Consider the following 26,551-nt stretch of genomic DNA (forward strand, 5'->3'; position numbering starts at 1 on the left):
GTTGTAAGTTTTCGTCAGATAGGTACAATGGCGCCGTTCGCTGCTAGGCGGATGTTGTTATGGTGACCCTATCGGTCCCTCCGCAACGATTACCCGTGAACCTGGTCAGAGCCGGAAGGCAGCAGCCACAGCGGGAACATTGTGTGCCGGGGTGTGGCTGGTGGGGTTGCCTCCATTTTAAGAATCCTCAATTCGCAGGGTTCTTAGTCCAGAAAAAATCTTCTCCTTTATAAATCTCGACGGCTGAATGCCCGGTCGACGTATTTTCACGTTTGCCTGAAATGCTTGGCCATGAGTGCCTTAGCAGTTAAAAGCGCGCACCGGATGCAATTTTGCCCCTGCTCCGCTAGCATTAGCCCCTTCCGCTTTTCAGACGCGACGGTTATCAATGAGTTATCAGGTTCTTGCACGTAAATGGCGTCCGCGCTCGTTCCGCGAAATGGTCGGCCAGACCCATGTGCTCAAGGCTCTGATCAACGCTCTGGACAGTCAGCGCCTGCACCACGCCTATCTGTTTACCGGTACGCGCGGCGTCGGCAAGACCACCATTGCGCGGATCATCGCCAAATGCCTGAACTGTGAAACAGGTATCACCTCGACGCCGTGCGGGACGTGTTCGGTGTGCCGCGAGATCGATGAGGGGCGTTTTGTCGACCTGATCGAGATCGACGCCGCGAGCCGGACCAAGGTTGAGGACACGCGTGAGCTGCTCGACAACGTGCAGTACGCGCCAAGCCGTGGGCGCTTCAAGGTCTACTTGATCGACGAAGTGCACATGCTTTCCAGCCATTCCTTCAATGCGCTGTTGAAAACCCTTGAAGAGCCGCCGCCCTACGTCAAATTCATTTTGGCGACCACCGATCCGCAAAAGCTGCCGGCGACCATCCTGTCTCGCTGCCTGCAGTTCTCGCTTAAAAACATGACCCCTGAGCGTGTTGTCGAGCATTTGACCCATGTGTTGAGTGTCGAGAACGTGCCGTTCGAAGACGATGCGCTGTGGCTGCTGGGCCGTGCCGCGGATGGCTCGATGCGTGACGCCATGAGCCTGACCGACCAAGCGATTGCCTTCGGTGAAGGCAAAGTGCTGGCGACGGATGTGCGGGCGATGCTCGGCACGCTGGATCACGGCCAGGTATTTGATCTGTTGCACGCTTTGATCCAGGGCGATGCACGGGCACTGCTGGAGGCCGTGCGGCACTTGGCCGAGCAGGGCCCGGATTGGAATGGTGTGCTCTCGGAGATTCTTAACGTTTTCCACCGCGTGGCGATTGCCCAGGCGTTGCCTGAAGGCGTCGACAACGGTCACGGCGACCGCGACCGGGTACTGTCGCTGGCGCAAGCGATGCCTGCCGAAGACGTACAGTTTTATTACCAGATGGGCCTGATCGGCCGACGCGATCTGCCGTTGGCGCCAGACCCGCGTGGTGGCTTTGAAATGGTCTTGCTGCGAATGCTGGCCTTCCGCCCGGCGGACACCGGCGATGCGCCGAGTCAGCCGCTAAAGCCAGTGGGGATCAGCCAGGCCACAGTTGATTCCGCCAACACCGTGGCGGGCTCGACGGCTGTTGCGCCGCGCGCAGAACCCGCTGCGGTGGCAGTGGCTGCGCCGGTGGTTGAAGTCGTGGCTCCTGCACCTGAAGTGGTGGCCCCTGTGGTGGTTCCTGAAGCGCCGCCAGCAGCGGAAATCGACTTGCCCTGGAATGAGCGCCCGGCGCCGGTCATCGAAGACCAGATCACGCCAGAGCCTGTACTCGAGACTGTCAGTGAGCAGCCGGATTTACCGCCCATGCCGCTACCGACCCCGGACAGCGTGGTGCCGGACGCGCCGGAGTGGGTTGCCGCACCGGTTCACGAGCCAACGCCCGAGCAGGTCGACACCGCGCTGTCCGGTATGGATCGCGACGACGAACCGCCGCTGGACGAAGACTACATAGAGCCGGACATGGATTCTGCGGCCTATAGTTACCTGGACGAGTTGGCCAGCGAGCATGCCGTCGAGCCGCAACCCGAGCCCGAACCATTACCGGCAGCCATGCCTGCCACGGGCCTGGCCCTTGAATGGCTGAACATGTTCCCCCAATTACCGGTATCAGGAATGACAGCCAGTATTGGCGCCAACTGCACCTTGATTGCGGTTGATGGCGATGACTGGCTGTTGCACCTGGACCCGGCCCATAGCGCCCTGTTTAACTCGACCCAGCAGCGTCGCCTGAATGATGCGTTGAACCAGTTTCATCAGCGCACACTCAAAGTGACCATTGAGCTGGTCAAGCCAGAGCAGGAAACCCCGGCCCAGGCCGCTTCGCGCTTGCGTGCAGAGCGTCAGCGCCTGGCTGAAGAGTCAATCTACGCAGACCCGCTGGTCCAGCAAATGATTGAACAGTTCGGCGCAGCCGTGCGTGACGATACGATTCAACCTGTCGACGTTATTGAGGCGCAAGCTTCGTAACGCCGGGTAGATACTGACAGCCCGCAGTCATTGTGACTGTGGGTGCATTGTGCAAATAACGTTTGAGGTGATTCCCATGATGAAAGGTGGCATGGCCGGCCTGATGAAGCAGGCGCAGCAGATGCAGGAAAAAATGGCCAAGATGCAGGAAGAACTGGCCAACGCTGAAGTCACCGGTAAGGCCGGTGGCGACATGGTGACGGTGGTCATGACCGGTCGTCACGACCTCAAGCGTGTGAACATTGACCCAAGCCTGCTTGAAGGCGTGAGCGAAGATGACCGCGAAGTGCTGGAAGACTTGTTCGCCGCTGCAGTCAACGACGCTGTGCGCAAGATCGAAGCCAACAGCCAGGACAAAATGTCCGGCGTAACCGCTGGCATGCAACTGCCACCGGGCATGAAGCTGCCGTTCTAAGGCGCTTGATAATGCCGGGCCCAGCGCCCGGCATTTTTTTGCCTGCCGGTTGGCATTTGACGCTGGCCCGGACCACGGGTATAAACCGCCTCTCGTTGTTTTGTCGGACCTTTCTCTATGAGCTTCAGCCCCCTTATTCGCCAACTGATCGATGCCTTGCGCACGTTGCCCGGTGTCGGCCAAAAGACTGCACAGCGCATGGCCCTGCAACTGCTCGAGCGTGATCGCAGTGGCGGTTCGCGTTTGGCGCTGGCCTTGAGTCAGGCGATGGACGGTGTGGGCCATTGCCGCCAGTGCAGAACCCTGACCGAAGATGACTTGTGCCCGCAGTGCGCCGACGTGCGCCGCGACGACACCTTGCTCTGCGTGGTGGAAGGGCCGATGGATGTCTACGCCATCGAACAGACCGGCTATCGCGGGCGGTACTTTGTGCTCAAGGGGCATTTGTCGCCCCTGGATGGCCTTGGGCCTGAGGCCATCGGGATTCCGCAGCTGATGACGCGCATTGCCGAGCAGGGCACTTTCAAGGAAGTGATCCTGGCGACCAACCCGACCGTGGAAGGTGAAGCCACAGCGCATTACATTGCCCAGTTGCTGAGCAGCAAAGGCCTGATCGCGTCACGCATCGCCCACGGCGTCCCGCTGGGTGGCGAGCTGGAACTGGTCGACGGCGGCACCCTGGCGCATTCGTTTGCCGGGCGTAAACCGATCGCTTTGTGATGACAAATCCCCTGTAGGAGCCGCCGAAGGCTGCGATCTTTTGATTCTGGGCGCAAAGATCGCAGCCTTCGTACCTCGACAGCTCCTACGGATTATTCAGTCAATGAAAACTCAGTCAGGCAAAACGTCGGCACACCCACTTCCTGCAAGCGCGTTGAGCCGCCCAATTCGGGCAAGTCAATAATCGACGCCGCTTCAAACACCTGCGCGCCCATGCGGCGTACCAGGTTCACCGCCGCCACCAGCGTCCCGCCCGTGGCGATCAAGTCGTCGACCAGCAGCAGCGAATCGCCTTCGCACAAACTGTCGGCATGCACCTCCAGAAACGCTTCGCCGTATTCCGTCTGGTAGCCTTCAGCCAATACGTCAGCGGGTAACTTGCCTTGCTTGCGAAACAGAATCAATGGTTTGTTGAGTTGATGCGCAAGCACTGAGCCGATCAGAAAGCCACGGGCATCCATGGCGCCGATGTGGCTGAATTCAACCTCGACGTAACGCTCGATAAAGGCGTCAGCAATTACGCGCATGGCGCGGGGCGACTGGTAAAGCGGGGTGATGTCGCGAAAGATCACGCCGGGCTTGGGGAAATCAAGCACCGGACGGATCAAGGATTTGAGGCAGAAGTCGTTGACCATGGGGGTGAGTGTCCTGGCGGGCTTCGGAGCCGCCAGTATACCCCTCATGTGGCCTGATCAGGCCTCCAGCGAGCCACCGGCCAGCGCGCACAGCTTGATCGGGTCAAGAATGTGCACTTCTTTGCCTTCAGCAGTGATCAAACGGTTTTCTTGCAGGCGGGTAAACACCCGGGAGACGGTTTCAACGGCCAGGCCCAAGTAGTTGCCGATCTCGTTGCGCGACATGCTCAGGCGGAACTGGTTGGCCGAGAAGCCGCGGGCACGGAAGCGAGCAGACAGGTTGACCAGGAACGTGGCGATACGCTCATCGGCGGTCTTTTTCGACAGCAGCAACATCATTTGCTGATCGTCGCGAATCTCGCGGCTCATGATGCGCATCAACTGACGACGCAATTGCGGCAGTTGCACAGACAGTTCGTCCAGGCGCTCGAAAGGGATTTCGCAAACGGGTGTGGTTTCCAGTGCCTGAGCAGAAACCGGATACGTTTCGGTGTCCATGCCTGACAGGCCGACCAGCTCGCTTGGCAAGTGAAAGCCGGTAATTTGTTCTTCGCCGCTGTCACTTAGGCTGAATGTTTTGAGTGCTCCGGAACGTACGGCGTAGACCGAACCAAAGGTGTCACCCTGGCGAAACAGAAACTCGCCTTTCTTCAGTGGCCGACCGCGCTTGACGATTTCCTCTAACGCATCCATGTCTTCCAAATTCAACGAAAGTGGCAAACAAAGAGGGGCAAGACTGCAATCCTTGCAGTGAGCCTGGTTATGAGCGCGCAGTTTTACTGGCTCGGACATTTCTTCAATCCTTGTGGGAAAACACACATAAGATGCAAGGGTAACTCAGCACGATGGGTGAGGCTAGGGCGCACCGGGCCGCGAATCGGCCTCAAGTTGCAAAACGCACGGTCGATAGCGTGGTAATTGATATCCATTGTGAGCGAATTCATGTCGTCGATAGGTGCAATGACGTTTGGTCAAAGTGGCATACCGCCCAGTGTTGAACCGGCCAAAAACACGCAAGAGGGGCCCGCAGCCAACAAGGCGACCAAGGCCGATAAAGAAGAGGCGCCGCCACCGGCTGAAGGGATCAAAGTGACGATCTCCGGGGCTGCCCTGAAGGCGGCCAGCGCCAGCAAGAGTGAAAACAGCGATATTGATGACAGTGGTTTGCCGGAGACCATCCAGAGCATTCTGAAGATGATCCGCGCGATCAAAAAGAAGATCGCAGAGCAAATGGCCAAGCTGCAAGCAATCATGACCAACCGCAGCCTGAGCCCGGAACAGGCCCGGTCACAGTCGATGGCGTTGCAGGCCGAAGTGGCCGGTTTGAACGCATCATTGACGTCGGCCAACAACAGCTTGAACAAGGCGTTGCAAGAGTCCGGGGCGAGCAGTGAGAGCATCGTCAAAGCCGCGTCCCTGGCCATGAAGTGATGACGCGGGTTTAGATCACCCGCGAGAAGCGTTGCCGGGGCTGCTGTGCCAGATACGCGTCGAACGCCATGCACACCGAGCGCACCAGCAACCGCCCTGCGGGCAGGACCGTCAGTTGGTCGTTGTTCAGTGCAATCAGGCCATCGGCCGCCATCGCCTCCAGTTCAGGCCATTGCGCAGAAAAATAGCCCCTGAAATCGATGTTGAAGGCCTGTTCGATGCGCGCGAACGGTAGGTGCAAATTGCAGATGATCTGCTGGATGACTTCACGGCGAATCCGGTCGTCCTGATTGCACAGCAAGCCACGGCTGGTCGCCAGTTGCTCGCTGGCCAGCGTGTGCTGGTAAAGGGCAATGTCGCTGTTGTTCTGGCAATACAGTTCGCCGATCTGGCTGATGGCCGACACGCCCAGGCCGATCAGATCGCAATGACCGTGGGTGGTATACCCCTGAAAATTGCGCTGCAAGGTGGACTCTTCCTGGGCAATCGCCAGCTCATCGTCGGGCAAGGCGAAGTGGTCCATGCCGATATAGCGATAACCCGCAGCGGTCAGTTGCTCGATGGTGTGCTCAAGCATCTGCAGTTTGTCGGCAGGCGAAGGCAAGTCACTGGTGTTAATCCGTCGTTGCGGTTTGAAGCGCTCCGGCAGGTGCGCGTAGTTAAACACTGATAAACGATCCGGCTGCAGGCTGATCACTTCCTCAACGGTACGCGCGAAAGCCATCGGGGTTTGCTTGGGCAAGCCGTAGATCAGGTCGATGTTGATCGAACGAAACTGCAAGGTACGCGCCGCATCAATTACCGCGCGGGTCTCTTCCAGGCTTTGCAGGCGGTTGACCGCTCGTTGCACGGCGGGGTCGAGGTCTTGCAGGCCGATACTCACGCGGTTAAAGCCCAGTTCGCGCAACAAGCCCATGGTCGACCAGTCGGCTTCACGGGGGTCGATCTCGATGCCGTAATCGCCGGAGTCATCGTCCAGCAGATTGAAGTGCTCGCGCAGGTGGCCCATTAGCTGGCGCAGTTCGTCGTGGCTTAAAAACGTCGGTGTGCCGCCGCCAAAATGCAATTGCTCAACTTTTTGTTTGGGATCGAGGTGGCAGGCGACCTGGCTGATTTCCTGTTCCAGGCGTTTTAAATACGGCTGGGCGCGGCCACGGTCTTTGGTGATGACTTTGTTGCAGGCGCAGTAGTAGCAAATATTGGCGCAAAACGGCACGTGCACATACAGCGACAGCGGGCGCATGGCTTTGCGGCTGTCGCGCAGGGCGTGCAGAAAGTCGAATGGACTGATCTGATCATGAAACTGCATCGCCGTGGGGTACGAGGTGTAGCGCGGTCCGGCGAGGTCGTAACGACGAATTAAATCGGAGTCCCAACGAATGGCGTCGAGCATGCGGGCATTCCCCTGGGATGGCTGGCAATGCTCAGGAGTCTAGGGGCTGCGAATTTGTCGCACCTTGATTTGCATCAACGCCAGCTCTGGCTCAGCCCATGCGTTAGCCTCGCCAGGCACTAACGGTTCAATGGCCCATCAACCAATGCTGATGCGGGCCGGGCAGGGTCCAGAGGCCGAACAGCATCACCAGTAACCCACCGGCCATGCGTACGCTGCGCTTGCGCAGCACGGCGCTCATACGCTCGGCTGCGAGGCCTGTGGCCAGTAACACGGGCCATGTACCCAGGCCGAAAGCCAGCATCAGCAAAGCGCTGTTCAGGGCACTGCCCTGGCTGGCTGACCAGATCAAGGTGCTGTAAACCAATCCGCACGGCAACCAGCCCCACAGGGCGCCCAACAGCAGGGCGCGGGGCAGGCTCGATACGGGGAGCAGGCGACTTGCCAGCGGTTGGATATGCCGCCACAGCCCGCGCCCCAAGCTTTCGATACGGGTCAAGCCGCTCCACCAGCCTGCCAGGTACACGCCCATCATGATCAGCAACACCCCGGCCAGTACCCGCATCAGCATGGCGACCGGGCTGTTGGCGACCGCCCAGCCTGCCAATCCCAGCAGCAAACCCGCCGTGGCATAGCTGAGAATTCGCCCCAGGTTGTAGGCCAGTAACAGCTTGAAGCGTCGGCTGCGTTGCTCTTTGGGAATGGCGAATGTCAGCGCGCCCATCAGACCGCCGCACATGCCCAGGCAATGCCCGCCGCCCAGCACGCCCAATATGAGCGCCGAGACCAACAGTGGCGCCAACTCAAGCATGGGGTGGCACGTGCTGATCGGATTTGCTTACGGCGTGCCCGTGAGAGCCTTTGGCCTCTTCCACGGCAGCGGTGTGCTGCGGGTCCTGGTCGTCGAACAGAATGCTGTGTGCAGGGCTGTCCAGATCGTCGTACTGGCCGCTGTCCACGGCCCAGAAGAAGATGAAAATGGCGATACCAACAATCAGCAACGCCGCGGGAATCATGATGTAAAGCGCTGGCATAAAAGCTCCAGGCAACCGGCTCAGGCCGGTAGCGGGCGAAGGTCAGGCGTGGGCTGGGTAGGCGTCTGACGCGGCATGCGGGTCAGACGCAAGGCGTTAAGCACCACGGTCAGCGAACTGATCGACATGCCGATTGCGGCCCAGATCGGTGTGATCCAGCCCAGCGCCGCAAAAGGCAGCATAAGGCCATTGTACAAACCGGCCCACAGCAGGTTTTCGATGATCACCCGGCGGGTTCGCCGGGCCAGACTAAAGGCTTGTACCAGAGCGTCCAGGCGATTGGACAGAAGCACCGCGTCGGCGCTGGTTTTGGCCAGATCGGTGGCCGAGCCCATCGCCACGCTGATGTCGGCCGCCGCCAGCACCGGCACGTCATTGACCCCGTCACCCAGCATCAACACTGTGCGCCCTTGGGCGTGCAGGTCTTGCAGCACCCGCAGTTTGTCATCCGGTCGCATGCCGCCCCTGGCCTCGTCAATGTTCAACTCTGCGGCCACACTGGCAACCATTGGCGAGCTGTCACCGGACAACAGCAGCGTACGCCAGCCGCGCGCCTTGCACGCGGCGACCAGCGCCGCAGCGTCAGTGCGCAGGCGGTCGTCGAGTACCAGCCAGGCCAGCGCGCCTTCGCTGTCACCCAGCAGCAACCATTGGCCGGGTTCATCCGGCAGGCCCGGAGTTGCGCAGTGGCTGAGCGCGCAAACAAAGCCTGGCTGACCGATGCGCAAGCGTTGCACGCCCACCACGCCCTCAAGGCCCAGACCCGGTGTGCTCTGCACATCTTCGGCGGCGTGCGGGGCGCGGCCAAAGGCGCGGGCAATCGGGTGTTCAGAGCGGTTTTCGAGCGCGGCAGCCAGGGCCAGGCACTGGTCAGGGTCCAGGTCGCGCAGCGGGCGAATGGCTCGCAAGGCCAGGCGGCCTTCGGTCAGGGTGCCGGTCTTGTCGAAGATCACCGTGTCGATTTGATTCAGCCCTTCGAGCACGTGGCCACGGGTGAGCAGCAAGCCCAATTTGTGCAAGGTGCCGGTGGCGGCGGTCAAGGCGGTCGGGGTCGCCAGCGACAACGCGCATGGGCAGGTCGCTACCAACATCGCCAGCACGATCCAGAACGCTCGCGACGGATCGAGCTGCCACCACAGCAGGCCAATTGCTATTGCCGCAATCAAGGAGAACAGCAGGAACCATTGCGCAGCCTTGTCGGCAATTTCGGCCAGTCGCGGCTTTTCGCTTTGGGCGCGCTCCAGCAAACGTACGATGGCCGACAGGCGCGTGTCCTGGCCCAGAGCCAGCACCTGCACCGTCAATGCGCCCTCGACGTTCAAGGTCCCAGCGGTCACTGCATCGCCCACGGTGCGCGGCTGCGGCAGGTACTCGCCGGTCAGCAAGGACTCATCAATGCTGGATTGGCCGTCGAGAATCTTGCCGTCGGCCGGGAGCACGGCGCCGGGGTGAACCAGCACCTTGTCACCTACTTTCAGCTCGTTCAGCAAAATACGTTCGCTTTGACCGTCTTCGCCCAGGCGCAAGCATGAAGCGGGTAACACGTTGACCAGTTGCGCGGTGGCCGCCGCCGTGCGTTCGCGGGCGCGGCGTTCCAGGTAGCGCCCGGCCAGCAAAAACAGGGCGAACATGCCGACTGCATCGAAATACAGCTCGCCATCGCCGGTGATCGCGGTCCAGATACCGGCGACATAGGCACCGCCAATGGCCAGCGATACCGAGACATCCATGGTCAGGTGGCGAGTGCGCAGGTCACGCATTGCGCCTTTGAAAAACGGCGCGCAGCTGTAAAACACGATGGGAGTGGTCAGAAACAGCGCGACCCAGCGCAGGATGGTGTGCATCTCGGGGCTGAGGTCGATATTGAATTCTGGCCAGGTGGCCATGGTTGCCATCATCGCCTGAAACCACAGCAAACCGGCCACTCCAAGCTGGCGTAAAGCCAGGCGGTTTTCGCTGGCCAATTGCTCTGCCGCTTTATCGGCTTGATACGGGTGGGCGGCGTAGCCGATATGGCGCAACTCGTTCAACACGTCACTCAAGGGCAACTGGCTGTCAGCCCAGCGGATGTGCAAGCGATGGTTGGACAAGTTCAGCCGCGCCTCACTGACGGCGGGCAGGTGCAGCAGGTGTTTCTCGATCAGCCAGCCACAGGCGGCGCAACTGATGCCCTCGATCAGCAGTGTGGTTTCAGCCTGCTCACCCTCGTGGCGAACAAACGGTTTTTGCACGTCGGGGCGGTCATACAGGGCCAGCTCTTCGGCCAGTTGCACCGGTAACGCCTGTGGGTTGGCCGAGGTTTCGCTGCGGTGCTGATAGTAGTGGTCCAGGCCACCTGCCACGATGGCCTGCGCCACCGACTGACAGCCCGGGCAGCAGAATTCACGGCTCTGGCCCAGAACATCGGCGGTAAAGCGGCTGCCGGGCGGAACGGGCAGGGCGCAGTGGTAGCAAGGCGTGGGAGTGATCATGGGGTATACCTTTTACTGCTTGCGATCTTCCGCGCCTGGAATCGGCTCGTCGCCCAGCATCAGGTCTTTGTCATGGTCAACCAGCTCTTCTTCAAACAGGCGCCAGGTCTTGCCATCTTCCACCCCCAACAACTCCACAAAGCGCCGACCTTCTACCTTGTCATCCAGTTGGCCGGTGTAGCGCCCAAGCTCTGATGGGCTTTGGATCAGGATAAGGCCGCGGTCCTTTTCAGGTTGAGTCGGCGAAATCAGATTCAGCTCCAGGGTTTTCGGCTGGCTGTTGCCCTCAAGCAGCAGCACCACTTCGCCGGTCAACTCGTCCAGCCGCAGCTTGGCCTTCAGTTGCAAGGCTTGCCCCAGCAGTTCGCGGTCCAGCGAGCGGTTTATGCCCTTGCCCGCCTCGTAGTAATTATCGTTAACCAGGTTGTCCGGGTTCTTCACCGCAATGGTCACCATCGACAGGGTCAGCGTCACCGAGCAGGTGAGAATGGCAATGATGATCCATGGCCAAATGTGTTTGTACCAAGGGCTGTAGGCGTTTGCTGCGGGCATGGACAGTTTCTCTTAACGAATATGAGGGCCGATGAATCGGCTCTTGGCTTTAACAGTGATGTCGTTGTTGTCGGCATCTTGAAGGATGAAATACACCTCGTTGGTGCTGGACGGCAGTTGTTCCGGGTCGACCGACAACTCGACCGGCAGGCTGACAATATCCCCTGCCGCGACCCTGATTTCGCGTTTGCCTTGCAGCTGCAAGTCCGGCAAACCGCTGGCTTGCAGCACGTAGGTATGGTCGCGCTGGTCCTTGTTCATGATCTTCAGGCTGTACACGTTTTCGATCCGGCCCTCGGCGTTTTCGCGATACAGCACGCGGTCTTTGCTGACGTCAAAGCCCACCAGCGAGCGCGTGAAGAAAGCAGCCGCCAGCAGGCCCATCATGGTCAGCAGCACCAGGGCATAGCCAATCAGGCGCGGGCGCAGGGTGTGGGTTTTCTGGCCCGACAGGTTGTGCTCAGTGGTGTAGCTGATCAAGCCGCGCGGGTAGTGCATCTTGTCCATGATGTCGTCGCAGGCATCGATACAGGCTGCGCAGCCAATGCATTCAATCTGCAAGCCGTCACGAATGTCGATGCCGGTCGGGCACACCTGAACGCACATCGTGCAGTCGATACAGTCACCGAGGCCCTGGGCCTTGTAGTCGCTGTCTTTTTTGCGCGGGCCGCGCACTTCGCCACGACGCGGATCGTACGAAACAATCAGCGTGTCTTTGTCGAACATCACGCTCTGGAAGCGCGCGTACGGGCACATGTAAATGCACACTTGCTCACGCAGCCAACCCGCGTTGCCGTAGGTGGCGAGGGTGAAAAAGCCTACCCAGAAGTAAGCCCAGCCATCGGCCTGGCCGGTGAAGAAATCCACCACCAGTTCGCGGATCGGGGCGAAGTAGCCAACAAAGGTCAGGCCGGTGACAAAGCCAATCAGCAGCCACAGCGTGTGCTTGCTGAATTTGCGCACAAACTTGTTGGCGCTCATGGGGGCCTTGTCGAGCTTGATGCGCTGGTTGCGGTCACCTTCGGTGATTTTTTCGCACCACATGAACACCCAGGTCCAGACGCTTTGCGGGCAGGTGTAGCCGCACCATACGCGGCCTGCGTACACAGTAATAAAAAACAGGCCGAAGGCCGCAACGATCAGCAGGCCCGAGAGCAGGATGAAATCCTGTGGCCAGAAGGTAGCGCCAAAAATAAAGAATTTACGTTCAGGCAGGTTCCACCACACCGCCTGATGCCCGCCCCAGTTGAGCCAGACGGTGCCGAAATACAGCAAGAACAGCAGGGCGCCGCCGACCATGCGCACATTTCGGAAAAACCCGTGGAAAGCGCGGGTGTAGATTTTTTCTCGCGCCGCGTAAAGGTCGATGCTTTCAGTGTTTTTTGAGGCAGGCGGTGTGACGTTTTGGACTGGGATCTTATCGCTCATAAGGGCTTACCACGGCAGTGAAGTGCCACGGCCAGTACGTGCCAACCGCGGTCAGAAGGTGTTGCAATGGCGCAATGATACCCCTGAGACTCTAGCGCAAGGGTGCGACCTTTGGTCGCGTTCCGAAAATCTGAAACTTGGTATAGGAGTTGCGCTGAGTCATGACGTGGATCAATTGACTTAAGGCGCTGACTACGGTGTCAAAACTGTGAATCAGGGCTCCGATGGGTTGAGTAAAGGGGCTCCGCTCAACGCAAAATCCTGGGTATTGCGGGTCACGATGGTCATGCCATGGACCAGAGCTGTCGCGGCGATCAGGGCATCGCACTCATTGCTGCGATCAGGTACATGCAGGCGCGCGCAGCGCCTGGCAACAGTGCCGTCAATGGACAGGACGCGCCCGGCAAATGCCGGCACTACGTGGGCCTCAAGCCAGTTGCGCAACGGCGCGGCTTGCCTCGGATCCTGGCGTTCCAGACGCAGAATGCCGGTCTCAATTTCAAGCAGGGTAATGGCCGAAATATACAGCTTGTAAGCCGGTACGCTGCCGGCCCAAGCCACCACGGCAGGGTGCGCCTGGGGTTTGCGAAGTTCTGAAACCACGTTGGTATCGAGCAGGAACATTAGAGGTCCACTGGGCGCGGCGCGATGATTGCGCGTTCGGGTTCGAATTCAACCGGTGGTGTGTCGGGCATGACGAGCAGGTCGACGATGCTGGTGTTTTGGCCGGTCAGTCTTTGGTACTCCTCCATGCATAGCAGTACATGGGCGGGGCGGCCACGGTCGGTGATGTAAACAGGCCCTTGTTGTGACGCTTTTTTGGCACCGCTTGTGTCTTGATTGAATTCGCGGCTTGAAATAGTGGTGATGGTCATGGAGTGGTTCCTCCCCAAAAAACGAATGTAGTAACGTTACTACTTAAAGCGCAAGCTAACCATCTCAAAAATACGATGAAACAAAACGCCGCCGCCAACCTGCGCTGGCGGGGGCCAATTTGTGTCGTGCCGAGGCAGCGGGTTTACTCCGCAGGCTTGACCTCATCAGGGTGCGACAGGCTGTACACGTAGGCGGCCAGCAGGTGGACCTTGTCGTTACCTTGCAGCTCGGCCTGGGCAGGCATCTGGCCCTGACGGCCGTAGCGGATGGTTTGCTGCAACTGGGCAAAGCTTGAGCCGTAGATAAACGCGCCGGGATGGGTCAGGTTGGGGGCGCCCATCAACGGGTTGCCTTTGCCTTCTGGGCCGTGGCAGACCGCGCAGTTGGTGGCGTAGATGGCCTGGCCCTTGAGTGGGTCGGCCTTTGCCGTGTCCGGCAATTTGCGCCCGTCAAGACTGGTCAGCACGTACGCTGCCACGTCACTGACACCTTGCTCGCCGATGATTTCGCCCCAACCCGGCATCACCGCATGTCGTCCCGCCATGATGCTGTTCTTAATGTCGGTTGGCGTGCCGCCCCAGCGCCAGTCGGCATCGGTCAGGTTCGGAAAGCCATAAGCGCCCTTGGCATCAGAGCCGTGGCACACCGAGCAGTTGGAGGCAAACAGGCGGCCGCCCATTTTCAGTGCTTGCGGGTCTTTGGCCACTTCTTCGATGGGCATGGCGGCGAACTTGGCGAAAATCGGCCCAAAGCGGGCATCCGATTTGGCCATTTCCTTTTCCCACTCATGCACGCCCGTCCAGCCGGTCTGGCCATTGGCAAAAGGGGTCTTGTCTTTGGTGTCCAGATACTCATAGCCCGGTAGCAGGCCTCGCCAGTTACCCAAACCTGGGTACAGCACCAAATAGCCTAAGGCAAAGATGATGGTGCCGACAAACAGCATGAACCACCAGCGGGGCAGGGGGTTGTCGTACTCTTCGATGCCGTCATAGGCGTGGCCGACTTTTTCGTCGGTCTGCTCGCTGCGTTGGCCTTTGCGTGTGGCAAACAGCAACCAGGTCAGGGCGAAGATGGTTCCCAGGGTGAGGACGGTAACGTACAGACTCCAGAACTCGGTCATTTATTTTTACTCCTGGACGCTTGTTCTTGCTCAACGTGCTTGATGGCTTCGGGGTCGTCCTTGAACGGCAACATCGTTGCGTCGTCAAACTCGGACTTGCGCTTGGGGCTGAACACCCACAAGGCCAAACCGATAAAAGCCACCATCACCAGCAAGGTGCCCAGGCCACGAATCATCCCGATATCCATTCAGATCACCGTTTGCTCTTGATGAGTGTGCCCAAGCCCTGGAGGTAAGCCACCAGTGCGTCCATTTCTGTCTTGCCCTTCACGGCATCCTTGGCACCGGCAATGTCTGCATCGGTGTAAGGCACGCCCAGGGTGCGCAAGACTTCCATCTTTTTAGCGGTTTCCTTGCCGTCCAGCTTGCGCTCAACCAGGAAGGGGTAAGCCGGCATGATCGACTCCGGCACCACGTTGCGCGGGTTGTACAAGTGCGCGCGGTGCCAGTCATCCGAGTAACGCCCGCCCACGCGGGCCAGGTCCGGGCCGGTGCGTTTGGAGCCCCACAGGAAGGGGTGATCCCACACGCTTTCACCGGCCACCGAATAGTGGCCATAACGCTCGGTTTCGGCGCGGAACGGGCGGATCATCTGCGAGTGGCAGCCCACGCAGCCGTTGGCGATGTAGACGTCGCGGCCTTCAAGTTCCAGCGCGTTGCGCGGCTTCATGCCCTCGACCGGGTTGTTGGTCACGTCCTGGAAAAACAGCGGAACGATTTGTGTCAGGCCACCGATGCTCACAGCGATGACCATGAAGAAGGCCATCAGGCCGATGTTCTTTTCAATACTGTCGTGCTTGATCATCAGTGGGCCCCCGCGACTGCAATCGTGCTTGCGGCTTCAGCTTCTGCCGGGTTCGAGGCGCGAATGGTGCGCCACACGTTGTAGGCCATAAACAGCATGCCGCTGGCGAAAATGGCCCCGCCGATGGCGCGGACAATAAAGCCCGGGTGGCTGGCTTGCAGCGATTCAACGAACGAATAGGTCAGCGTGCCGTCGTCATTGATGGCGCGCCACATCAGGCCCTGGGTGATGCCGTTGACCCACATCGAGGCGATGTACAGCACGGTGCCGATGGTCGCCAACCAGAAGTGGACGTTGATCAGGCCAACGCTGTACATCTGCTTTTGGCCATAGAGGCGCGGGATCATGTGGTACATCGAGCCGATGGAAATCATCGCTACCCAACCCAGTGCCCCGGCGTGTACGTGGCCGATGGTCCAGTCGGTGTAGTGGGAGAGGGCGTTGACGGTCTTGATGGCCATCATCGGGCCTTCAAAGGTCGACATGCCATAGAACGCCAAAGACACCACTAAAAAGCGCAGGATCGGGTCAGTGCGCAACTTATGCCAGGCGCCCGAGAGGGTCATCATGCCGTTGATCATGCCGCCCCAGCTCGGTGCCAGCAGGATGATCGACATGGCCATGCCCAGCGACTGTGCCCAGTCCGGCAATGCGGTGTAGTGCAAGTGGTGCGGGCCGGCCCAGATGTACAGGGTAATTAAGGCCCAGAAGTGCACGATGGACAGGCGATAGGAGTAAATCGGGCGTTCAGCTTGCTTGGGCACGAAGTAATACATCATCCCCAAAAAGCCCGTGGTCAGGAAAAACCCGACCGCGTTATGGCCGTACCACCACTGGATCATGGCGTCGGTCGCACCCGCATACGCCGAGTAAGACTTGAAAAAGCTCACCGGCAGAGACGCGTGGTTGACGATGTGCAGCATCGCCGTAACCACGATAAACGCACCATAGAACCAGTTGCCCACATAGATGTGTTTGGTTTTACGCCGGGTAATGGTGCCGAAAAAGACAATGCCGTAGACCACCCAGACGATGGCCAGCAGGATAGCCAACGGCCATTCCAGTTCGGCGTATTCCTTAGTGGTGGTGTAGCCCAGCGGCAGGGTGATGATTGCGCCGAGGATGACGGCTTGCCAGCCCCAGAACGTAAACGAGGCCAGGCTGTCGGAAATCAGCCGTGTCTGGCAGGTACGTTGCACCACGTAGTAAGACGTACCAAACAAGGCGCAGCCACCGAAGGCAAAGATCACAAGGTTGGTGTGCAGGGGGCGCAGACGACCAAAGGTTGTCCATTCAAGACCCAGGTTAAGTTCGGGCCACACAAGTTGTGACGCGATAAAAACCCCGAGTCCCATGCCAAGGATCCCCCAGACCACCGTCATGATGGCGAACTGGCGGACGACCTTATAGTTATAAGCAGTCGGATTGATTGCTGTGCTCATCGCAAGGTTCCACGGTTTTATAGTTATTAGAGGCAAAAACGGTCGCAAGTATGGATAAAGCATAGGGCTATTGCAACGAAGCCAGCCCTCGGTCAATGCCCTTCAGCGCTTGTTTTCCGGCTTTTCCACAGGCTAAGCAAGGTCAAAATGGCCGTTAAAAAACGCCCTGTGGAAGGCTGTCGCAAAGGGCTTTGGCGAGTCGACTCTGGGGGAGAAAGTAAAAGAGGCGGCGAGGAATGTCCAGATATTGTTCACAGGAGTGTATACATCTTTACAGGAGCGACTCGCCGTCGCTCCTGTAAAGAAGAGGGGTTACTCGGCGGTTTTCTCCTCTGGCGTGCCATGGGACAAGCTGTAGACGTAAGCTGCGACCAATTGCACTTTGTCGTTGCCCAGCAATTCGTTTTGCGCGGGCATATGGCCTTGGCGACCATGGCGAATGGTTTGCTGCAATTGCGCCAGGCTGGTGCCGTAAATAAAGGCTGCCGGTGCTGTCAGGTCGGGCGCGCCCAGTAGCGGGTTACCTTTACCTTCAGGCCCGTGGCACGCCACGCAGGTGGTGGCGTACGCCTGCTGGCCGGCCTCCAGATTGAACGCTGCGCCTTTTGGTAGCGGTAGCCCCGCCAAGTCGTGGCGAACATAAGCCGAGACGTTTTTCACGCCTTCCTCGCCCAGCACCTCGCCCCAGGCCGGCATCATGCCGATGCGTCCGCCCATGATCGTCGCCTTGATGGTGTCGGCATCGCCGCCCCAGCGCCAGGACGCGTCCGTCAGGTTGGGAAAGCCAAACGCGCCCTTGGCGTCCGAGCCGTGGCACACCGAGCAGTTGGAGGCAAACAGGCGGCCGCCCATTTTCAGGGCTGCCGGGTCTTGCGCCACTTGCTGCACCGGCATGGCCGCGTATTTGGCGAAAATAGGACCGAATTTGGCATCGGCCTTGTTCATCTCCTTTTCCCACTCGTGAACGCCGGTCCAGCCATCCTCGTAACCTGGCAGCAGGCCTTTCCAGTTGCCCAGGCCAGGGTAAAGGATCAAATAGCCGACCCCGAACACCAGCGTGCCGATGAACAGCATGAACCACCAGCGTGGCAGCGGGTTGTCGTATTCTTCGATGCCATCGAAACTGTGGCCCATGGTTTCGGTGGTTTCGCTTTTTTTCTCGCCCTTGCGCGTACCGAACAACAGCCAGGTCAGACCGATCAGCGTGCCAATGGTCAGCACGCTGACGTAAATACTCCAGAACTCAGACATTCTTTTTACTCCTGGACGCTTGCTCTTGCTCGACGTGTTTGATGGCCTCGGGGTCGTCCTTGAACGGCAGCAAGGTCGCATCGTCGAACTCTGCCTTGCGCCGCGGGCTGAACACCCACAGCGCCAGACCGATAAAAGCCACTGCAACCACCACAGTGCCCAGCCCGCGAATCATTCCACTACTCATGTCAAACACCATGGCTCACCTCTTGCTCTTGATGGCAGTGCCGAGCACTTGCAGGTAGGCGACCAGCGCGTCCATTTCGGTTTTACCCTTGACCGACTGCTTGGCATTGGCGATGTCTTCGTCGGTGTAAGGCACACCCAGCGTGCGCATCACTTCGAGCTTTTTCTCGGTATGGCTGCTGTCTACGGGTGTTGATACCAGCCATGGGTAGGCGGGCATTTTCGATTCAGGCACAACGTTGCGCGGGTTGTACAAGTGCGCGCGGTGCCAGTCATCCGAGTAACGCCCGCCCACTCGGGCCAGGTCCGGCCCGGTACGTTTGGAGCCCCACAGGAACGGGTGATCCCAGACGCTTTCACCCGCCACCGAATAGTGGCCATAACGCTCGGTCTCGGCGCGGAACGGGCGAATCATCTGCGAGTGACAGCCCACGCAGCCTTCGCGGATGTACACGTCGCGGCCTTCGAGTTGCAACGCGGTGTAGGGCTTCATGCCCTCTACCGGGGTGTTGGTCACGTCTTCGAAAAACAGCGGGACGATCTGCGTCAGACCGCCGACGCTCACGCACAGAATCATCAGCAAGAGCATCAGGCCGATATTTTTTTCAATGATTTCGTGTTTCATGGCGGACTCCTCAGGCCATCTGCGCAGCGGCGACAACGTCAGCGGGCTCGGCATTACGCACGGTGCGCCACGTGTTGTAAGCCATCAGCAACATGCCACTCAGGAAAATCGCCCCGCCGATCAACCGCACGACGTAGCCCGGATGGCTGGCCACCAGGGTTTCGACGAAGGAGTACGTCAGCGTGCCGTCGGCGTTGACCGCGCGCCACATCAGGCCCTGGGCGATGCCGTTGACCCACATCGAAGCGATGTACAGCACGGTGCCGATGGTCGCCAGCCAGAAGTGCGCGTTGATCAGGCCGATGCTGTACATCTGCGGGCGGCCGAAGACTTTAGGAATCATGTGGTACATCGCGCCGATGGAAATCATCGCCACCCAGCCCAGTGCCCCGGCGTGTACGTGGCCGATGGTCCAGTCGGTGTAGTGGGAGAGGGCGTTGACGGTCTTGATGGCCATCATCGGGCCTTCGAAGGTCGACATGCCGTAGAACGCCAGCGACACCACCAAAAAGCGCAGGATCGGGTCGCTGCGCAACTTATGCCAGGCGCCCGAGAGCGTCATCATGCCGTTGATCATCCCGCCCCAGCTTGGTGCCAGCAGAATCAGCGACATCACCATGCCCAGCGACTGCGCCCAGTCCGGCAATGCGGTGTAGTGCAAGTGGTGCGGACCGGCCCAGATGTACAGGGTGATCAGCGCCCAGAAGTGCACGATGGACAGGCGGTAGGAATAGATCGGGCGTTCGGCCTGCTTGGGCACGAAGTAATACATCATCCCCAAAAAGCCCGCTGTCAGGAAAAAGCCCACGGCGTTGTGGCCGTACCACCACTGCACCATGGCGTCAGTAGCGCCACCGTACAGCGAGTAAGACTTGGTGAAACTGACCGGGATTTCCAGGTTGTTAACGATGTGCAAAATCGCCACGGTCACGATAAACGCACCGAAGAACCAGTTGCCCACGTAAATGTGCTTGGTCTTACGCTTCATGATCGTGCCGAAGAACACGATGGCGTAGGCGACCCAGACGATGGTGATCAAAATGTCGATCGGCCATTCCAGTTCAGCGTATTCCTTGGAACTGGTGTAACCCAATGGCAAGCTGATGGCCGCCAGCAGAATCACCAGTTGCCAGCCCCAAAAGGTAAACGCAGCAATTTTGGGCGCGAACAGCGTGGTTTGGCAGGTGCGTTGCACCGAGTAGAACGAGGACGCAAATAAGGCGCAACCGCCAAAGGCGAAGATCACCGCATTGGTGTGCAGCGGGCGCAACCGCCCAAAGCTGGTCCAGGGCAAATCGAAGTTAAGTTCGGGCCAGACCAATTGCGCGGCGAGCAAGACGCCGAGCCCCATGCCGACGATGCCCCAAACCACCGTCATAATGGAAAATTGGCGGACCACCTTATAGTTGTAGGCGGTACTGATAGAAGTGTTCATGGTTCCCCATCCACGGATCAGGCGAGTTCAACGCACGCCTGGAGTTATAGGCAGACTAAAAGCGAGGCAAGCATGGGCGTAGGCGCCAAAGTGGGTATTGACGAGGATCAATGGGCGAAGTGCCTGCAGGCGCGGGGCTGGCTATGGAACGCTGCAAAAACACCGTTATCGTCAACCTTGATCCTGGCCCACGGCGCAGGTGCGCCAATGGACAGTGACTGGATGACCTGCATGGCTGAACGCCTTGCTGCACGCGGGATCAACGTGCTCCGCTTCGAGTTCCCGTACATGGCGCAACGGCGCCTGGATGGCGGCAAAAGGCCGCCCAATCCTCAGGCTAAATTGCTGGAAAGCTGGCGCGAGGTTTACAGCGAGGTGCGACGGCATGTCACTGGGCCATTAGCCATCGGTGGCAAGTCCATGGGCGGGCGCATGGCCAGCCTGGTGGCTGATGAGCTGGGCGTTGATCGGCTGGTGTGCCTGGGTTACCCGTTCTATGCCGTGGGCAAGCCGGAAAAAACTCGGGTCGCGCATCTGGCTGAACTGCACACACCGACGCTGATTGTGCAGGGCGAGCGCGACGCGCTGGGTAATCGCGAGGCCGTACATGCCTACGCGTTGGCACCGAGCATTGAAGTGTTCTGGTTGATCTCAGGGGATCACGATTTGAAGCCGCTTAAAGCCTCGGGCTTCACCCATGAGCAACATCTGGATGCGGCGGCGGACAAAATAGCCAGTTGGCTTAAATAGTCCCGCTGCAGGAGCGATCTTTAACTCTTTAAAAGCTCGCTCCTGCACAGAAATCACCGGACCTTAATTAGCGGTTAAACCGCTCCACCAGCGAATATTGAATATTCACGGTCTGGGCGAGCTCCTCACTCAGCAGGGCCGAATGCTGCGCCTGCTCGGAGGTTTGGTCGGCAAGGTCGGCAATGGTGCTGATGTTACGGCTGACTTCTTCAGCCACGGCACTTTGCTCTTCGGTGGCGGCGGCAATCTGGGTGGTCATGTCGGTGATATTGGCCACCGCTTCGCTGATCCCGATCAGTGCCGCATCGGCTTCCAATACCCGCGCCACGCCTTCTTGTGCCTGGCGGTGGCCAGCGTCCATGGTCTGTACGGCTGTGGCGGCGGTTTGTTGCAGTTTGGCAATCAAACCGTGAATCTGGCCGGTCGAGGTGCTGGTGCGTTGTGCCAGTTGGCGCACTTCATCGGCCACTACGGCAAAGCCCCGGCCCATTTCACCGGCTCGCGCGGCCTCAATGGCTGCGTTCAAGGCCAACAGGTTGGTCTGGTCGGCAATACCCTTGATCACGTCGACGACGCCGCCGATCTCGTCACTGTCTTTCGCCAGTTGGGTCACCGTCGCGCCGGTTTCACCGACGACCACCGACAGGCGCTCAATGGCTTCGCGGGTTTCACCGGCAATGTCGCGGCCGCGGCTGGTCAGGCGATTGGCTTCTTGCGTTGCATCGGCGGTGCGCTGTACATGGCTGGCGACCTCTTGGGTCGTCGCGGCCATCTGGTTAACGGCGGTAGCAACCTGCTCGGTTTCAACCCGCTGGCGCTCCAGCCCGGTGGAGCTCTTGTGCGCCAACACGTCTGATTGACGGGCTTGCTCGCTGAGGTGCTCGGCGGTGTCTTGCAGACGGGTCAGGCAGGTTTTAAGACGCGCTTCCTGGCTCAGGATGGACATTTCCAGACGCGCTTGCGGGCCACGGCTGTCGGTGTACATCTGGGCAATCAGAGGGTCAGAAGTGGTCTGTTCGGCCAGGCGCAGCAAGCGCTTGATCCCGCGTTGCTGCCAGGTCAGGCCCAGCAGCCCCAACGGAATCGACAACAGCGCGGCCAAGGCAAAACCCCAGCTGGAGTTGAACAGCGCACCAATAACAAAACTCAGTTGGCTGACCAGAATGAACGGCAGCCAGTCCTGCAGCACCGGCAGCCACTTGTCGCGGCGCGGTACGGCGGGCTTGCCGCGATTAATACGCTGGTACAAGGCTTCGGCGCGGCGGATCTGCTCGGCCGTTGGCTTGACCCGCACCGACTCGTAACCCACTACGCGTTCGTTTTCAAACACCGGGGTCACGTACGCATTCACCCAGTAGTGATCGCCGGACTTGCAGCGGTTTTTGACGATGCCCATCCACGGCATGCCCTTTTTCAGGGTGCTCCACATATGTTCGAACACTGCCGAAGGCACATCCGGATGGCGCACAAGGTTATGCGGTGCGCGCACCAGCTCATCACGGGAAAACCCGCTGATGTCGACGAAGTCGTCGTTGCAGTAGGTGATCACGCCTTTGGTATCGGTAGTGGAGATCAACCGTTGCTGCGCGGGGAATGTGCGTTCGCGCTGGGTGATGGGCTGGTTGTTACGCATGTCGTTTCAATCCGCAAGACTTTGATAGGCTTTCGGCACGTGCAACGAATTGTTTAATTAATATTTCTGCTGCAACAGCGTGCATCCACGCTGTTGCAGCCAACGGCCGAACTCAAGGCGCCAGCATGGGATAGGTGAAGAACGCCAAGTGCAGCACGTTCAAGCCAAAGTGCGTGGCAATCGCTGCACTTAACCCGCCAAAGCGGTAGGCCAGGCCGTAACAAAGCCCGGCAATCCCCGCCAAAAGGACCCACTGCCAACCGGCACCGACATGCGCCAGGCCGAACAACAGCGAGGCAATCACCAAGGCCAGGGTTTGCCCGTACGGCAGTTGCTTGAACCAGCGGCTCAATCCGCCCTGCAAATAGCCGCGAAACAGCGCTTCTTCGACCAGCGTCACCAGCAGCAGGTTATTCAATAGCCAAATCCAGCCCTGGCTGGGCCACTTCGGCGCCCAGGCCACGATGCCGAGCAACAGCGCGCCACCCAGCGCGGCCATGGCGGCCAGCACCAGCCCCATCAATGCGGCGCCCACTGACGCACGCCAGTTAAAGCGCGGTGCTATCCACGGGCACACCAGTAGCAGCCAAAAGCCGATCAGGGGTTTGTCCAGATTAAGGTACATCGAAAAGGGCACGGCATCCGGGGTCAGCCGCTCGGGGCTGATGGCACGGCCGTTGTTAAAACCGGGGAGCCAATGCAGGGCCAAAGCCAAGGCCAGCAACACAAACACAGCGTGTCCGGCATAGCGCAGCCACAAGCGTTGGGTTTGGTGGGCAGCCAGCCCGCTCACCACCAGGGCGGCCAGGGCAATAACAGCTTGAACGCCTAATTGGCCATAGCTCAGGGCAATGCCGTAGCCGAGGGTCAAGAGGGCGAGATAAGGCCAGGGCAGGGCGATCATGCGAATCCTAGGGGGAGAAGGGCGCACGAGTATAACGATTCGGCATGAAGCAAATGTTGTGAACATGAAGGTGTGGGAGCGGGCTTGCTCGCGATGCAGGCAATGCGGTTTTTCTGTTAGACCGCGTCGATACCATCGCGAGCAAGCCCGCTCCCACAGGTTTGGCTGTTACGAAGCAATCAATTGACGCAGCACGTAGTGCAAGATCCCGCCCGCCTTGAAGTATTCCACTTCATTGAGGGTGTCGATCCGGCACAGGACCTGGACCTTTTCCTGCTGGCCGTCTTCACGGGTGATCACCAGGGTCAGGTTCATTCGCGGTTGAATGTCGGCGCCGGTCAGCCCGAGGATGTCCAGGGTCTCTTTGCCGGTGAGCTTCAGGCTCTTGCGGTTCTGGTCCAGCTTGAACTGCAAGGGCAACACGCCCATACCCACCAAATTGGAGCGGTGGATACGCTCAAAACTCTCGGCAATCACCGCTTTGACGCCCAGCAGATTAGTGCCCTTTGCCGCCCAGTCGCGGCTCGAACCGGTGCCGTATTCCTGACCGGCAATCACCACCAGCGGCGTACCCGAGGCCTGATAACGCATGGCCGCGTCGTAGATCGCCAGTTTTTCGCCGGTCGGGATGTACAGGGTGTTGCCTCCTTCTTCACCGCCGAGCATTTCGTTGCGAATACGGATGTTGGCGAAGGTGCCACGCATCATCACTTCATGGTTACCGCGTCGCGAACCGTAGGAGTTGAAGTCCTTGGGCTCGACGCCTTTCTCGCGCAGGTAGCGCCCGGCCGGGCTGTCGGCCTTGATATTGCCGGCAGGGGAGATGTGGTCGGTGGTCACCGAATCCCCCAGCAGCGCCAGAATGTTCGCGCCCTTGACGTCTTCGATGACCGGCAATGGCCCGTCAATGTCATCAAAGAACGGCGGATGCTGGATGTACGTCGAGCTGTCTTGCCAGACATATGTCGCCGCCTGCGGCACTTCGATGGCTTGCCATTGCTCGTCACCGGCAAACACTTCGGCGTATTCCTTGTGGAACATGCCGGTGCTGACTTGCGCCACGGCGTCGGCGATTTCTTTCTGGCTCGGCCAGATATCGCGCAGGTACACAGGCTGGCCGCCTTTGCTCACGCCTAGTGGCTCGCTGCTGATATCGATACGCACCGTACCGGCCAATGCATAGGCCACCACCAGCGGCGGCGAGGCCAGCCAGTTGGTTTTGACCAGCGGGTGTACGCGGCCTTCAAAGTTACGGTTGCCCGACAGCACAGATGCCACGGTCAGGTCCGCTTGGGTGATGGCTTTTTCAATGGGATCGGGCAGCGGCCCGGAGTTGCCAATACAAGTGGTACAGCCATAACCCACCAGGTCAAAACCTAACTGATCGAGGTACGGGGTAAGGCCAGCGGCCTTGTAGTAGTCGGTAACTACTTTTGAGCCGGGGGCCAATGAGGTTTTCACCCAAGGCTGGCTTTTCAGGCCTTTTTCCACGGCTTTTTTCGCCACCAACCCGGCAGCCATCATCACGCTGGGGTTGGAGGTGTTGGTGCACGAGGTGATGGCGGCAATCACCACTGCGCCGTTTTTCAGGCGCCAGGTTTTGCCGTCGAGGCTGTAATCCGCTTCACCAACCGACTCTGCGCTCCCCACGGCCACGCCGCCACCGCCTTCACTTTCAAGGCGGCCTTCTTCTTTACTGGCCGGTTTGAACTGCAGGCTCAAGAAGTCGCTGAATGCTTGCGCCACGTTGGGCAGGGCAACCCGGTCTTGCGGGCGTTTCGGCCCGGCGAGGCTGGCCTCGACGGTGCCCATGTCGAGCGCCAGAGTGTCGGTGAAAATCGGCTCTTGGCCCGCTTCGCGCCACAGGCCCTGGGCTTTGCAGTAAGCCTCGACCAGCTTGACCGTGGCGTCCGGGCGACCGGATAAACGCAGGTAATCGAGGGTGATTTCATCCACCGGGAAAAACCCGCACGTAGCGCCGTATTCCGGAGCCATGTTGGCAATGGTGGCACGGTCCGCCAAGGGCAAATCGGCCAGGCCATCGCCGTAAAACTCGACGAACTTGCCGACCACGCCCTTGCTGCGCAGCATTTGCGTGACCGTCAGTACCAGGTCAGTGGCGGTGATGCCTTCTTTGAGCTTGCCACTGAGCTTGAAACCCACCACTTCAGGGATCAGCATCGACACGGGCTGGCCGAGCATGGCGGCTTCGGCTTCAATCCCGCCCACGCCCCAGCCCAAAACGCCAAGGCCGTTGATCATGGTGGTGTGCGAATCGGTGCCTACCAGAGTGTCGGGGAAGGCATAGGTGCGGCCGTCTTCGTCTTTGGTCCAGACCGTGCGGCCCAGGTATTCGAGGTTCACCTGGTGACAAATCCCGGTGCCGGGCGGTACCACGCTGAAATTATCGAAGGCATCCTGGCCCCAGCGCAAAAACGCATAGCGTTCGCCGTTGCGTTCCATTTCGATGTCGACGTTTTGCTCAAAGGCGCTGGTGCTGCCGAACTTGTCGACCATCACCGAGTGGTCAATCACCAGGTCAACCGGCGACAACGGGTTGATGCGCTGCGGGTCGCCTCCGGCCTTGGCCATGGCGGCGCGCATGGCGGCCAGGTCGACCACCGCCGGTACGCCGGTAAAATCCTGCATCAACACCCGTGCCGGGCGGTACTGGATTTCACGGTCGCTGCGGCGTTCCTTGAGCCAGGCGGCGAGAGCCTTGAGGTCGGGTTCGGTGACGGTTTTGCCGTCTTCCCAGCGCAGCAGGTTTTCCAGCAGCACTTTAAGAGACATCGGCAGCTTGCTCAAATCGCCCAGGGTTTTGGCGGCGAGCGGCAGGCTGAAGTAGTGATAAGTCTTATCGTCGACTTTTAAGGTAGAAAGGGTTTTCAGGCTATCGAGGGAGGACATGAAATGACTCCTTTTGATCCGCACGGCACGGATCGTGTGATACGAACAGAACAGTGAGCAGAGCTTCAAACCTAGCCCTGATTCAG

General features: G+C 59.4%; 26 protein-coding genes and 1 other RNA gene. 6 read left to right on the top strand and 21 right to left on the bottom strand.

Annotated elements, in window-relative coordinates:
• The first annotated feature begins 69 nt into the window (after positions 1-69).
• The 4 genes from ffs (at position 70) to recR (ending at position 3,584) form a co-directional block, all read left to right on the top strand.
• Positions 70-166, top strand: an RNA gene (gene ffs, locus AAEZ03_RS03415) — signal recognition particle sRNA small type.
• A gap of 222 nt (positions 167-388) precedes the next feature.
• On the top strand, positions 389-2,449 hold the full coding sequence (gene dnaX, locus AAEZ03_RS03420; RefSeq protein ID WP_350576039.1) for a DNA polymerase III subunit gamma/tau: 2,061 nt from the start codon (positions 389-391) through the stop codon (positions 2,447-2,449).
• 76 nt (positions 2,450-2,525) lie between these two features.
• Entirely contained in the window at positions 2,526-2,864 is a 339-nt protein-coding gene (locus AAEZ03_RS03425; protein WP_048368816.1) for a YbaB/EbfC family nucleoid-associated protein, read from the top strand.
• 117 nt (positions 2,865-2,981) lie between these two features.
• On the top strand, positions 2,982-3,584 hold the full coding sequence (gene recR, locus AAEZ03_RS03430; protein ID WP_048368817.1) for a recombination mediator RecR: 603 nt from the start codon (positions 2,982-2,984) through the stop codon (positions 3,582-3,584).
• 92 nt (positions 3,585-3,676) lie between these two features.
• Here recR and AAEZ03_RS03435 read toward each other — a convergent pair whose 3' ends face one another.
• Both AAEZ03_RS03435 and fnr read right to left on the bottom strand, forming a co-directional pair.
• The gene (locus AAEZ03_RS03435) at positions 3,677-4,219 is read right to left on the bottom strand and encodes an adenine phosphoribosyltransferase (RefSeq protein WP_153390163.1); all 543 of its coding nucleotides are present in this window, start codon (positions 4,217-4,219) and stop codon (positions 3,677-3,679) included.
• Positions 4,220-4,276: 57 nt separating this feature from the next.
• Positions 4,277-5,011 (bottom strand): fumarate/nitrate reduction transcriptional regulator Fnr, encoded by a 735-nt coding sequence (gene fnr / locus AAEZ03_RS03440; protein ID WP_350576043.1) that lies wholly within the window; start codon positions 5,009-5,011, stop codon positions 4,277-4,279.
• A 168-nt stretch (positions 5,012-5,179) separates the two neighbouring features.
• Between fnr and AAEZ03_RS03445 the strand changes: the two genes are divergently transcribed.
• Positions 5,180-5,650: a hypothetical protein gene (locus AAEZ03_RS03445; protein ID WP_350576045.1), complete on the top strand. Its 471-nt coding sequence runs from the start codon at positions 5,180-5,182 to the stop codon at positions 5,648-5,650.
• A 10-nt stretch (positions 5,651-5,660) separates the two neighbouring features.
• Here AAEZ03_RS03445 and hemN read toward each other — a convergent pair whose 3' ends face one another.
• The 16 genes from hemN to ccoN (AAEZ03_RS03525) form a co-directional block, all read right to left on the bottom strand.
• Positions 5,661-7,043, bottom strand: a complete 1,383-nt coding sequence (hemN, locus tag AAEZ03_RS03450) for an oxygen-independent coproporphyrinogen III oxidase (RefSeq protein ID WP_350576048.1) — start codon at positions 7,041-7,043, stop codon at positions 5,661-5,663.
• A 127-nt stretch (positions 7,044-7,170) separates the two neighbouring features.
• Positions 7,171-7,854: a sulfite exporter TauE/SafE family protein gene (locus AAEZ03_RS03455; RefSeq protein WP_350576051.1), complete on the bottom strand. Its 684-nt coding sequence runs from the start codon at positions 7,852-7,854 to the stop codon at positions 7,171-7,173.
• A complete protein-coding gene (gene ccoS / locus AAEZ03_RS03460) occupies positions 7,847-8,077 on the bottom strand; it encodes a cbb3-type cytochrome oxidase assembly protein CcoS (protein ID WP_350576054.1) in 231 nt (76 codons plus the stop codon). Before ccoS ends, AAEZ03_RS03455 begins: the two co-directional genes overlap by 8 nt.
• Positions 8,078-8,097: 20 nt before the next feature.
• Entirely contained in the window at positions 8,098-10,548 is a 2,451-nt protein-coding gene (locus AAEZ03_RS03465) for a heavy metal translocating P-type ATPase (RefSeq protein ID WP_350576057.1), read from the bottom strand.
• A gap of 12 nt (positions 10,549-10,560) precedes the next feature.
• Positions 10,561-11,100, bottom strand: a complete 540-nt coding sequence (locus AAEZ03_RS03470; RefSeq protein ID WP_350576060.1) for a FixH family protein — start codon at positions 11,098-11,100, stop codon at positions 10,561-10,563.
• 12 nt (positions 11,101-11,112) lie between these two features.
• The gene (gene ccoG / locus AAEZ03_RS03475) at positions 11,113-12,528 is read right to left on the bottom strand and encodes a cytochrome c oxidase accessory protein CcoG (RefSeq protein WP_350576062.1); all 1,416 of its coding nucleotides are present in this window, start codon (positions 12,526-12,528) and stop codon (positions 11,113-11,115) included.
• A 213-nt stretch (positions 12,529-12,741) separates the two neighbouring features.
• The gene (locus AAEZ03_RS03480) at positions 12,742-13,152 is read right to left on the bottom strand and encodes a type II toxin-antitoxin system VapC family toxin (protein WP_350576065.1); all 411 of its coding nucleotides are present in this window, start codon (positions 13,150-13,152) and stop codon (positions 12,742-12,744) included.
• On the bottom strand, positions 13,152-13,403 hold the full coding sequence (locus AAEZ03_RS03485; RefSeq protein ID WP_048368827.1) for a type II toxin-antitoxin system prevent-host-death family antitoxin: 252 nt from the start codon (positions 13,401-13,403) through the stop codon (positions 13,152-13,154). Before AAEZ03_RS03485 ends, AAEZ03_RS03480 begins: the two co-directional genes overlap by 1 nt.
• 143 nt (positions 13,404-13,546) lie before the next feature.
• Positions 13,547-14,524 (bottom strand): cytochrome-c oxidase, cbb3-type subunit III, encoded by a 978-nt coding sequence (gene ccoP / locus AAEZ03_RS03490; protein ID WP_350576068.1) that lies wholly within the window; start codon positions 14,522-14,524, stop codon positions 13,547-13,549.
• Positions 14,521-14,712, bottom strand: coding sequence for a cbb3-type cytochrome oxidase subunit 3 (locus AAEZ03_RS03495; RefSeq protein ID WP_123750469.1), 192 nt, complete (start codon positions 14,710-14,712; stop codon positions 14,521-14,523). Before AAEZ03_RS03495 ends, ccoP (AAEZ03_RS03490) begins: the two co-directional genes overlap by 4 nt.
• A gap of 5 nt (positions 14,713-14,717) precedes the next feature.
• Positions 14,718-15,326, bottom strand: a complete 609-nt coding sequence (gene ccoO, locus AAEZ03_RS03500) for a cytochrome-c oxidase, cbb3-type subunit II (protein ID WP_048369080.1) — start codon at positions 15,324-15,326, stop codon at positions 14,718-14,720.
• Positions 15,327-15,328: 2 nt separating this feature from the next.
• Positions 15,329-16,771, bottom strand: coding sequence for a cytochrome-c oxidase, cbb3-type subunit I (ccoN, locus tag AAEZ03_RS03505; protein ID WP_048368830.1), 1,443 nt, complete (start codon positions 16,769-16,771; stop codon positions 15,329-15,331).
• A gap of 312 nt (positions 16,772-17,083) precedes the next feature.
• Positions 17,084-18,022, bottom strand: a complete 939-nt coding sequence (gene ccoP, locus AAEZ03_RS03510; protein ID WP_350576073.1) for a cytochrome-c oxidase, cbb3-type subunit III — start codon at positions 18,020-18,022, stop codon at positions 17,084-17,086.
• Entirely contained in the window at positions 18,015-18,209 is a 195-nt protein-coding gene (locus AAEZ03_RS03515; protein ID WP_048369081.1) for a CcoQ/FixQ family Cbb3-type cytochrome c oxidase assembly chaperone, read from the bottom strand. The genes ccoP (AAEZ03_RS03510) and AAEZ03_RS03515 overlap by 8 nt, the downstream gene beginning before the upstream one ends.
• Before the next feature lie 15 nt (positions 18,210-18,224).
• Positions 18,225-18,833: a cytochrome-c oxidase, cbb3-type subunit II gene (gene ccoO, locus AAEZ03_RS03520; RefSeq protein WP_048368832.1), complete on the bottom strand. Its 609-nt coding sequence runs from the start codon at positions 18,831-18,833 to the stop codon at positions 18,225-18,227.
• A 10-nt stretch (positions 18,834-18,843) separates the two neighbouring features.
• Complete coding sequence (gene ccoN / locus AAEZ03_RS03525) at positions 18,844-20,268, bottom strand: cytochrome-c oxidase, cbb3-type subunit I (RefSeq protein ID WP_123750473.1); 1,425 nt, start codon at positions 20,266-20,268, stop codon at positions 18,844-18,846.
• 72 nt (positions 20,269-20,340) lie between these two features.
• On the opposite strand from ccoN (AAEZ03_RS03525), the gene AAEZ03_RS03530 reads away from it, so the two are divergent.
• Entirely contained in the window at positions 20,341-21,018 is a 678-nt protein-coding gene (locus tag AAEZ03_RS03530) for an alpha/beta family hydrolase (RefSeq protein ID WP_350576079.1), read from the top strand.
• A gap of 67 nt (positions 21,019-21,085) precedes the next feature.
• Here the strand turns inward: AAEZ03_RS03530 and AAEZ03_RS03535 are convergent, their stop codons facing one another.
• The 3 genes from AAEZ03_RS03535 to acnA form a co-directional block, all read right to left on the bottom strand.
• Entirely contained in the window at positions 21,086-22,651 is a 1,566-nt protein-coding gene (locus AAEZ03_RS03535; RefSeq protein ID WP_048368835.1) for a methyl-accepting chemotaxis protein, read from the bottom strand.
• A gap of 112 nt (positions 22,652-22,763) precedes the next feature.
• Positions 22,764-23,555: a CPBP family intramembrane glutamic endopeptidase gene (locus tag AAEZ03_RS03540; RefSeq protein ID WP_350576083.1), complete on the bottom strand. Its 792-nt coding sequence runs from the start codon at positions 23,553-23,555 to the stop codon at positions 22,764-22,766.
• Positions 23,556-23,723: 168 nt separating this feature from the next.
• Positions 23,724-26,465 (bottom strand): aconitate hydratase AcnA, encoded by a 2,742-nt coding sequence (acnA, locus tag AAEZ03_RS03545; RefSeq protein WP_350576086.1) that lies wholly within the window; start codon positions 26,463-26,465, stop codon positions 23,724-23,726.
• Between the last annotated feature and the right edge of the window lie 86 nt (positions 26,466-26,551).

Origin of the sequence: Pseudomonas sp. HY2-MNA-CIBAN-0224, from assembly GCF_040310285.1 — a bacterium.
GTDB classification, from domain to species: Bacteria; Pseudomonadota; Gammaproteobacteria; order Pseudomonadales; family Pseudomonadaceae; genus Aquipseudomonas; species Aquipseudomonas helleri.

Coding starts and splice junctions, on each gene's coding strand:
- ccoN (WP_048368830.1), bottom strand. CDS start 16,771: ATGAGCACAGCAATCAATCCGACTGCTTATAACTATAAGGTCGTCCGC.
- ccoP (WP_350576073.1), bottom strand. CDS start 18,022: ATGTCTGAGTTCTGGAGTATTTACGTCAGCGTGCTGACCATTGGCACG.
- AAEZ03_RS03435 (WP_153390163.1), bottom strand. CDS start 4,219: ATGGTCAACGACTTCTGCCTCAAATCCTTGATCCGTCCGGTGCTTGAT.
- acnA (WP_350576086.1), bottom strand. CDS start 26,465: ATGTCCTCCCTCGATAGCCTGAAAACCCTTTCTACCTTAAAAGTCGAC.
- AAEZ03_RS03470 (WP_350576060.1), bottom strand. CDS start 11,100: ATGCCCGCAGCAAACGCCTACAGCCCTTGGTACAAACACATTTGGCCA.
- ccoO (WP_048368832.1), bottom strand. CDS start 18,833: ATGAAACACGAAATCATTGAAAAAAATATCGGCCTGATGCTCTTGCTG.
- AAEZ03_RS03465 (WP_350576057.1), bottom strand. CDS start 10,548: ATGATCACTCCCACGCCTTGCTACCACTGCGCCCTGCCCGTTCCGCCC.
- AAEZ03_RS03495 (WP_123750469.1), bottom strand. CDS start 14,712: ATGGATATCGGGATGATTCGTGGCCTGGGCACCTTGCTGGTGATGGTG.
- ccoN (WP_123750473.1), bottom strand. CDS start 20,268: ATGAACACTTCTATCAGTACCGCCTACAACTATAAGGTGGTCCGCCAA.
- AAEZ03_RS03485 (WP_048368827.1), bottom strand. CDS start 13,403: ATGACCATCACCACTATTTCAAGCCGCGAATTCAATCAAGACACAAGC.
- AAEZ03_RS03515 (WP_048369081.1), bottom strand. CDS start 18,209: ATGAGTAGTGGAATGATTCGCGGGCTGGGCACTGTGGTGGTTGCAGTG.
- dnaX (WP_350576039.1), top strand. CDS start 389: ATGAGTTATCAGGTTCTTGCACGTAAATGGCGTCCGCGCTCGTTCCGC.
- ccoS (WP_350576054.1), bottom strand. CDS start 8,077: ATGCCAGCGCTTTACATCATGATTCCCGCGGCGTTGCTGATTGTTGGT.
- AAEZ03_RS03425 (WP_048368816.1), top strand. CDS start 2,526: ATGATGAAAGGTGGCATGGCCGGCCTGATGAAGCAGGCGCAGCAGATG.
- AAEZ03_RS03535 (WP_048368835.1), bottom strand. CDS start 22,651: ATGCGTAACAACCAGCCCATCACCCAGCGCGAACGCACATTCCCCGCG.
- AAEZ03_RS03445 (WP_350576045.1), top strand. CDS start 5,180: ATGACGTTTGGTCAAAGTGGCATACCGCCCAGTGTTGAACCGGCCAAA.
- ccoP (WP_350576068.1), bottom strand. CDS start 14,524: ATGACCGAGTTCTGGAGTCTGTACGTTACCGTCCTCACCCTGGGAACC.
- AAEZ03_RS03455 (WP_350576051.1), bottom strand. CDS start 7,854: ATGCTTGAGTTGGCGCCACTGTTGGTCTCGGCGCTCATATTGGGCGTG.
- recR (WP_048368817.1), top strand. CDS start 2,982: ATGAGCTTCAGCCCCCTTATTCGCCAACTGATCGATGCCTTGCGCACG.
- AAEZ03_RS03530 (WP_350576079.1), top strand. CDS start 20,341: ATGGGCGTAGGCGCCAAAGTGGGTATTGACGAGGATCAATGGGCGAAG.
- ccoG (WP_350576062.1), bottom strand. CDS start 12,528: ATGAGCGATAAGATCCCAGTCCAAAACGTCACACCGCCTGCCTCAAAA.
- fnr (WP_350576043.1), bottom strand. CDS start 5,011: ATGTCCGAGCCAGTAAAACTGCGCGCTCATAACCAGGCTCACTGCAAG.
- AAEZ03_RS03540 (WP_350576083.1), bottom strand. CDS start 23,555: ATGATCGCCCTGCCCTGGCCTTATCTCGCCCTCTTGACCCTCGGCTAC.
- hemN (WP_350576048.1), bottom strand. CDS start 7,043: ATGCTCGACGCCATTCGTTGGGACTCCGATTTAATTCGTCGTTACGAC.
- AAEZ03_RS03480 (WP_350576065.1), bottom strand. CDS start 13,152: ATGTTCCTGCTCGATACCAACGTGGTTTCAGAACTTCGCAAACCCCAG.